The organism is Kineococcus vitellinus (genome assembly GCF_009906315.1).
In the GTDB taxonomy this organism is placed as follows: Bacteria; Actinomycetota; Actinomycetes; order Actinomycetales; family Kineococcaceae; genus Kineococcus; species Kineococcus vitellinus.
Genome location: NZ_JAAALL010000477.1, coordinates 1 through 2,014, shown reverse-complemented (window position 1 = coordinate 2,014; position 2,014 = coordinate 1). Strand labels below are relative to the sequence as shown.

Below are 2,014 nucleotides of genomic sequence, written 5' to 3'. Positions count from 1 at the left end.
GGCCTGCAGCGGGGCCGGGACGGGGCCGTCGCCAGCGTCACCGCCGAGCAGACCCTGCCGCCCGACGAGCTCGTGATCGTGCGCGACGGCCCCGTCCCGGCCCCGCTGCAGGCCGCGCTGGAGCGCTGGCGGCGCGAGGGGGCCGGCGGGGTGCCCGTGCTCGTGCACGAGCTGGCGGTCAACGCGGGCCTGGCCCGCGCGCTGGAGGAGGGGCTGCGCCGCTGCAGCCACGACGTCGTGGCCCGCATGGACGCCGACGACGTCAGCCTGCCCGGGCGCTTCGCCCGCCAGCTGCCGCTGGTGGCCGCCGGCGCCGACCTCGTCGGGTCGGGGCTGCTGGAGATCGGCGCCGACGAGGACGACGTCGTCGGCCGGCGCACCCCGCCCACCGGCGCGGAGCGCATCGCCGCGTACGCCCGCTTCCACGACCCCTTCAACCACCCGACGGTCGTGTACCGCCGCTCGGCCGTCGAGGCCGCGGGCGGCTACCGCGACCTGCCGCTGATGGAGGACTACTGGTTGTTCGCCCGGATGATCGCGGCCGGGGCCCGCGTGGAGAACGTGCCGGAGCCGCTCGTGAAGTACCGCGTCGGCGCCGTCCCGGGCGCGGGGGCCTACGCGCGCCGCGGGGGCGCGCGGCTGTGGCGCTCGGAGGTGGCGCTGCAGGCGCACCTGCGCCGGGAGGGGTTCACCTCGCCCGCGCAGGCGGTGCGCAACGTCCTCGTGCGCGGCGGCTACCGGTTCGTGCCGACGAGGGTGCGCACCGTCGCCTACCGGGCGCTCATCGCGAAGGGGGCGGGCAGGTGACGGCCGTCGCGGAGTCCAGCCCGCCGGCGCCGGCGGCCCGCCCGCGCGTCCCGGAGGTCCGCTCGATCACCGGGCTGCGCATCGTGGCCGCGGTGTGGGTGCTGCTCTTCCACTGGAAGTTCACGCCGCCGCCGGAGTACGCCGGGCTGCGCGCCCTCCTGACCCCCGTGCTGGACTCCGGGCACCTGGGGGTGGACCTCTTCTACGTCGTCTCCGGGTTCGTGATCACCCTGACGTACCTGGACACCCTGGGCGCCCGGCCGCGGCTGGGCGCCTGGTGGTCGTTCTGGTGGGCCCGGGTGTGCCGGGTGTGGCCCGCCTACGCCGTCGTCGTGGTGCTGTTCGGCCTGTGGCTGCTGTGGCGGCGCAGCGTCGACCCCGCCTTCTACGCCTACCAGGGCGTGCAGCCCGACCTCGGCTGGCGCAGCTGGGTGGAGCAGCTGCTGCTGGTGCAGCTGTGGCACCGCCCCGACTTCGACGGCGCCAGCTTCGTGGGCGCCACCTGGTCGGTCTCGGCGGAGATGGCCGCCTACGTCGCCTTCCCCGTGCTCGCGCTCGTGCTGCACCGGCTGCGCCGGCTGCCGTGGTGGCTGCTGGTGGCGGGGGCGGTGGGGCTGCTGCTGCCCGCCGCGCTGCGCTCGTACCGCACGGGCGTCATCTACTGGGACTACAGCTGGCTGGAGCGGATCTCCACCGAGTTCGGGGCCGGGGCGCTGGTGTGCCTGGCCGTGCGGCGGCTGCAGTCCTCCGAGGTCGCCCGCGAGCGCGCGGCGCGCTGGGCGCCGCGGCTGGCGTGGCTGCTGGTGGCCGAGGTCGTCCTCGTCGTCGGCTGGGCGGCCTCGCGCCCCTACGACCGCTACGCCGTCGTCGCCGTGCTCTTCCCGCTGCTCGTGGGCTGCCTGGCGCTGTCCGAGCGCGGCCCCTCGGCGTGGCTGTCGCGCCCGGCCGTCGTGCTCGGCGGGCGGATCTCCTACAGCGTCTACCTCGTGCACGTGCCGGTGTACGAGGTCTTCTGGACCTTCCAGCGGGAGGTGCCGCAGATCGCGCCGGGCGGTCCGTGGACGGCCTTCGTCGTGCCCCACCTGCCGCTGGTCGCGATCGCGCTCGGGTGGGTCCTGTGGAGGTTCGTCGAGGAACCGGGCCGGCGGCGGATGCGCGCCCTGGGCCGGCGCCGGCCGGCGGGCGGGCGGGCGGCGCCCGCTCGGGC

2 protein-coding genes are annotated in these 2,014 nt (G+C 76.6%); both read left to right on the top strand.

Annotation, left to right across the window (positions count from 1 at the left end; genetic code table 11):
* Positions 1-3 precede the first annotated feature (3 nt).
* Positions 4-807 (top strand): glycosyltransferase, encoded by an 804-nt coding sequence (locus GTQ99_RS22615; RefSeq protein ID WP_420814614.1) that lies wholly within the window; start codon positions 4-6, stop codon positions 805-807.
* Positions 804-2,014: acyltransferase family protein (locus GTQ99_RS22610; protein ID WP_166617918.1), on the top strand; the 1,211-nt coding region annotated here is incomplete at its 3' end. The genes GTQ99_RS22615 and GTQ99_RS22610, both read left to right, overlap by 4 nt.